Origin of the sequence: Micromonospora phytophila (assembly GCF_023656545.1) — a bacterium.
Lineage (GTDB): Bacteria > Actinomycetota > Actinomycetes > Mycobacteriales > Micromonosporaceae > Micromonospora > Micromonospora phytophila.
In genome coordinates this window covers 1-5,295 of the sequence record NZ_JAMOKF010000350.1, presented here as the reverse complement: position 1 = coordinate 5,295, position 5,295 = coordinate 1, and the positions used below count along the sequence as shown (strand labels likewise).

Genomic DNA, 5,295 nt, shown 5'->3' with positions numbered 1-5,295 from the left:
TGTGGCCCTTCCGAGGTCAGGCCGCCGACGCCGCCCGCCCCGCTCCGCCGTGGCCCTTCCGCGTCAGGCGGCCGACGCGGCCCGGCGCGAGCGCGAGGCTCCGGACGAAGCGCGGCGGGACGTCGCCGGCACCAGGTCGCTCCGCCAGCCGGTGAGCGGATCCTCGTCAGCGGCCGGCCCGGCCACCACGCGGGGCGACGACTGCTCGCCCTCCTCGGATCCGCCCTGGGCCAGGCGCAGCGCCCGCTGCGCGTTGTTCCACGGGGCGCAGGGCCAGGCCTGGCCGGCGCAGAGCAGGTTGTGGCCGCCGCCGTCCTCGTCCGGCTGGTGGGCGTCGGCCACGTCGAGGGCGAGACCCCACAGCAGCGGGTCGATCACCTCGTCGGGTCGGTCGGCCTGGCGGCTGCGCCTGTCATGGCTGGTGTCGGACATCGTGGACCCCCCTCGAAGCATGTGCTCCCTTCACCTTGACCGGTGGGACCGCAGGTAAACCGTGTCACCGGCACAAGCTGCACAGACCCTGCACCGCGGATCGGCTCCAGGGCGGCTCCGTCGACCGGTCCGTCGGCGGAGCCGACGCTGCACGCCGCGCGGGCCAGCCCGGCGGCCGGCTCGACGCGGCCGGTCCGTTGGCAGCGGTCGTCGGCGCCGGCAGCCGGTCTGGTCGCAGCGGTCGTCAAAGCCGGCGGCCGGCCTGTGCGCAACCGTCGTCGGACCGGCGACCGGTCTATTCGCAGCGGTCCTCGGCGCCGCGCCCGTACGCCTCGCAGCAGTCCGCCCGGTGCCGGTAGACCCGCAGGTCCCGGCCGCGGCGATGGCCGACCTCCGCGGTCCGCTCGTACAGGCAGGCGCCCCAGACGACCGTCTCGCCACCCCCGTCGACGACCTGCCCGTCACCTGGCCCGCCCCGCAAGAGGACCTCCACCCGCCGACCGTATGACGCCGCGCCGCCGCCCGCGCCCGGAACCCCGGTTCGGGGCGCCGGAGGGACGAGGCCGGGCGACGGCGGGGATTGACAGGCGGCTCTGTGCGAGCTGAGGATTGGCGCAGTCCAGGACCGCCACCGGATGAGCCTTCGTCAACCGAGTTCGACCGACGCTGCGCAGCCGGCGATGCGGGCAGCGTCGATCCGACCCAGCCGGACGCCACCACCGTTCCTCCTCCCGCCGTCGCCGCGACGCTGCTGCCCATCGGAGCTGGGGGCAGCCACCCGCGAGGCGACGGGACGGCACCCGGCACCCTCCCTGATGCCGCACGCCGGGTTCGGAAGGTGGACACCCATGCCTCATTCCCCACGCCCCCGGTGGCGACGCCGGTTGCCCGTCCCGGCCGCCCTCGCCGTCGCCACGGCCGTCGTGCTGCTGGTCAGCCCGGCCTCGGCCATCGTGCCGGACGCCGCCGCGCCCCCGGCCGACCTCGGCCGGGTCGCCGACGAGGAGGCGAACGTCGTCGAGGTGCTGCTCGCCGACACCGCGCAGCTGGACGCCCTGGTCGCCACCGGCGTCGACCTCGACCACCACGTGTCCCGCTCGGAGAGCGGCGTGGTGGCGCACGCCGTGGTCACCCCCAACGAGGCCGCCGCCCTGACCGCGGCCGGTTACCGGCTCGGCCGGATCCTCCACCGGCCGGACGACGCGCGGGCGCGGGTCGCCGAGCGGGAGGCGACCATCGCCGAGCACGTCGCGCAGAACCGGGAGTTCTCGGCGGCGGGGGCGACCCACGTCTCCGACGTCAAGATCATTCGCGCCGACTACTACACCTCCGGGACCAGCCAGGTCCTCTCCGTCGAGGCGAAGTGGGCCCAGGGCCAGACCGCGACCACCGCGCTCACCGTCGAGCGGGACAGCGGCCCGGGCACCGGGATCGGCTCCGGCGGGACGCAGAGCATCTCCCGCTTCGTCGACGCCGGCGTCTACCTCTACCACCGGGGCGCCTCGCTGGTGACCACCCGCCCCGACTACGTCCGGATCACCAGCCCCACCGGCGACGTGGCCGTCGCCAAGGTGCAGGAGTGGCTGCCCGTTCCCGACACCGCCCCGGAGGGCCCCGGCTACCAGAAGGACTTCGTCACCAGCTACCTCACGCCGACCGAGCTGTACGGGCGGATCCGCCAGCTCGCCGCCGAGTTCCCGGACCTCGCCGAGATCGTCGAGCTGCCGTACAAGACCAACGGCTACCGACGCCACGCGCAGGCCGTCCTCGGCGGCGCCACCGCCAGCCGCGTCGCGGTCGACTCCCTAACCTGGGGGCATGAGGGCGGCAACGACATCTCCGTGGAGATCGCCGACCCCGGAGCCGCCAACGCCGCGCTGTCGGTGACCGTGACCGGCAAGGCCGTCCGGGTGAGCCTGGCCACCGACGGCTCCGGCGCGGTGACGAGCACCGCCGCCCAGGTGGTCGCGGCGCTCAACGCCGGGGCCGGCTCGCTGCTGCGGGCGTACACCTATCGGGGGAGCGCGGGCACCGGCGTGGTCGCGCCGGCGCCGCGGACCGCGCTCAGCGACGGCCTGGCCGCGCCGGCCGCCGTCTCCCGCGAGCCGCACCCGGTGTACGCGATCCGAATCGGCAAGTACCGCGACGGGTCGAAGACGGGGGTGCTCGCCTACGCGCAGGAGCACGCCCGGGAGTGGGTGCCGCCGCTGGTCACCGTCGAGACCGCCGAGCGGCTGCTGCGCAACTACGCCCACGACGGGCAGACCAAGCAGCTGCTGAACAACCTCGACATCTGGATCGCCCCGTCGATCAACCCCGACGGCGGCCACTACTCGTTCTACGACTTCAACTCCCAGCGCAAGAACATGACCAACCACTGCCCGCTGACCGGGGCGGCCGACTTCCTCGCCCGGGACTCGTGGGGCGTGGACAACAACCGCAACTACACCGAGTACAGCCTCTTCGACGGCTACTCCGGCGCGTCGCCGAGCTGCACCAGCGGCACCTACGCCGGGCCGAGCGAGCTGTCCGAGCCGGAGAACCGGAACCTCGACTGGCTGGCCTCCCGGCCGAACATCACCTTCTCGATGAACCTGCACTCCTCCGGCAACTACTTCATGTGGTCGCCCGGCGCGTACGCCCTGCCCGGCCGGCTCTCCGCGCCGCGACCGACGCTGGCCGAGGAGTCGGCGTTCTGGGGCGCCTCCTCGCGGATCCTGACGGCGATCAAGCGGCACCGCAACCTGGCGGTCACCCCGGCGCGGACCGGCCCGATCTCCGACGTGCTGTACTCGGCGGCGGGCAACTCCGGCGACATGCTCTGGTACAAGTACGGCATCTACGCCTGGAACTTCGAGGTCGGCACCTCCTTCCAGCCCGAGTGGAACGAAGCGCACCACGAGACCCTGGAGTTCGCCAACGGCCTCGTCGAACTCATGCGGGTGGCGCGCGACTTCGACAAGGACCGGACCCGGCCGGAGAGCACCCTGTCGGTCGCCCCCGGCTCGACGCCGGGGACGGTGAACGTGACGTTCGGCGTCACCGAGCCGGCCGCGGTCTTCTACACCCTCGACGGCAGCACACCCACCTACTCCTCGACCCGCTACGGATCGGCCGGGATCCGCGAGGGCGGGGAGACGCTGACCGTCCCCGCGGGAACGACCTTCTACTGGTTCTCGGTGGACTCGGCGGGCAACGTCGAGAACAACTACATCCCCGACGGCACCGGCCGAAACTTCCGCAAGGGCCAGGCGGTCCTGCCGACCGGCTGACGGACGACGGACCGGTACTGACGGCCGCGGTGCCCCCGGGTGCCGCGGCCGTCCCCCGGCGTACGGGTCACCCGTCCTCGTCCGCGACGAGGTCGGTGCCGACGGGAGCCGTCGCCTCTCCGCGCTGGGCGCGAGGCAGGTTGGCACACGGCGGTCACTGCGGGACGCTCGGACCATGGATGATCGCATCGGAGTCCTCGGCAGCCGCCCCTCGGGCGAGAGCGGGCGCCTGTTGCTGACGCTGTCGGACGGCAGTGCCGAACTGGTCGAGCCCGGACTCTCCGACGATGAACTGCGGGACCGCTATGGCCTCGATCGCATTGTTCACATGCCTGACCTGCCTTTCTGCGCAGGGACTTTCTTGGACGGACCGCTGGCCGGCACGACGGGCTACGCCGTCAACCGCCTCGGCCACCGGACCGAATTCATGTGGCCGCCGAGACCCGGCGGTAGGCGTGGCACCTACGAGGTGGTCGAGCTTGCCGACGGCGATCGTCCTGCCGCACTGCGCTTCATCGGGTACATCGGCGAGTGAGTCACGTGTGCGCCGGTCGCTCGTGCCGCAGCCATGTCCGCCCTCGACCTCGCTGACGCGACCAAAGGGACGTATCGACCGGGCGCGTTTCCTCGGTGGAAGATGAGTGGTTGTACCGGGTGTGACGGCGAAATCACCGGCCACCATCCTGATCCCGGCGATGACGCGCCCCCGCTGGCAGATCATGTGGGCGGAGCGCGAGAACGAGCGGCGGCGGCGCGCGTACGACGCCGAGGTCGCAGCCTGGCTCCGGCGTGGCGACGAGCTGGTCCGGCTACGGATCGAGGCGGCCGGCTTCCTCGGGTGCACCCAGCCGCGTACCGGCCTGCCGGTGGACCTCGACGACGACGAGGTCGTCTTCCGGGTGCTGCCCGCCGCGGAGCTCATCGAGGCCGAGGGGCGGCACGTCCCCGGTCTGCCTGCGCCGGGGCTGACCGTCGCCTCGGTCACCGCCGGCGCACCGGGCTGCGCGCTGCCGAAGGCCCTGCGGGTCGTCGACGCCGGCATGGCCGTGGTGACCAACCGTCGGGTGGCCTTCGAGGGGCGCGCCGGCCGGCGGGAGTGGACATACGCGAACCTGCTGGGGCCGGCGCACCACCCCGACGTCCCGCTCACCCTGCTGCACCACACCGACGGGGGCCGGCTCGCCGGGCTGCGGGTGCCGGCCGCCGCCACGGTGAACTTCCGGTTCTACCTGACCCTCGCCTTCGCCCACGCCACGGGGCGTCGCGCCGCCGTCGTCGCGCTGCTCGAGACCCTGGTGGACGCCCACCGGGACGCGCGGCCCGTGCCGCCGCTGCCGGCCGAGCCGGACCAGGCCGCGATGACCGCGCTGCGTCCGGGCCGCTCGGTGGCCACCGCCGCTGTCGTCGCCGCGGTGGCACTGGTGACGCTGAACCTCGGCGCCTTCGGGCCGGAGCGGGCCGGCCAGCCGTACCGGGCGCAGGTGGGGGCGAGCGTCGTCGTCGCCCCCACCACCGAAACGTCCCACCCCGTCAGCGACACCGCCCCGACCATCCACCGCCCGCCGGTACCGCCGGCCGGAGGGACGGCAGC

General features: G+C 73.6%; 4 protein-coding genes and 1 pseudogene. 3 read left to right on the top strand and 2 right to left on the bottom strand.

Annotation, left to right across the window (positions count from 1 at the left end; genetic code table 11):
• Positions 1-63: 63 nt before the first annotated feature.
• Together NCC78_RS27045 and NCC78_RS27040 are read right to left on the bottom strand one after the other, a co-directional pair.
• Complete coding sequence (locus NCC78_RS27045; RefSeq protein ID WP_250797996.1) at positions 64-432, bottom strand: hypothetical protein; 369 nt, start codon at positions 430-432, stop codon at positions 64-66.
• Positions 433-727: 295 nt separating this feature from the next.
• Entirely contained in the window at positions 728-925 is a 198-nt protein-coding gene (locus NCC78_RS27040) for a hypothetical protein (protein ID WP_250797994.1), read from the bottom strand.
• 355 nt (positions 926-1,280) lie between these two features.
• Here NCC78_RS27040 and NCC78_RS27035 point away from each other — a divergent pair, with 355 nt between their 5' ends.
• The 3 genes and pseudogenes from NCC78_RS27035 to NCC78_RS27025 all read left to right on the top strand — a co-directional run.
• Complete coding sequence (locus NCC78_RS27035; protein WP_250797993.1) at positions 1,281-3,704, top strand: M14 family metallopeptidase; 2,424 nt, start codon at positions 1,281-1,283, stop codon at positions 3,702-3,704.
• A 175-nt stretch (positions 3,705-3,879) separates the two neighbouring features.
• Positions 3,880-4,239, top strand: a complete 360-nt coding sequence (locus tag NCC78_RS27030; protein WP_250797992.1) for a hypothetical protein — start codon at positions 3,880-3,882, stop codon at positions 4,237-4,239.
• A gap of 160 nt (positions 4,240-4,399) precedes the next feature.
• A pseudogene (locus NCC78_RS27025) lies at positions 4,400-5,295 on the top strand (hypothetical protein); the annotation flags it as partial.

Bases quoted from the DNA above. Each gene is read 5' to 3' on its own strand.
- NCC78_RS27045 (WP_250797996.1), bottom strand. From the start codon at position 432: ATGTCCGACACCAGCCATGACAGGCGCAGCCGCCAGGCCGACCGACCC.
- NCC78_RS27035 (WP_250797993.1), top strand. From the start codon at position 1,281: ATGCCTCATTCCCCACGCCCCCGGTGGCGACGCCGGTTGCCCGTCCCG.
- NCC78_RS27030 (WP_250797992.1), top strand. From the start codon at position 3,880: ATGGATGATCGCATCGGAGTCCTCGGCAGCCGCCCCTCGGGCGAGAGC.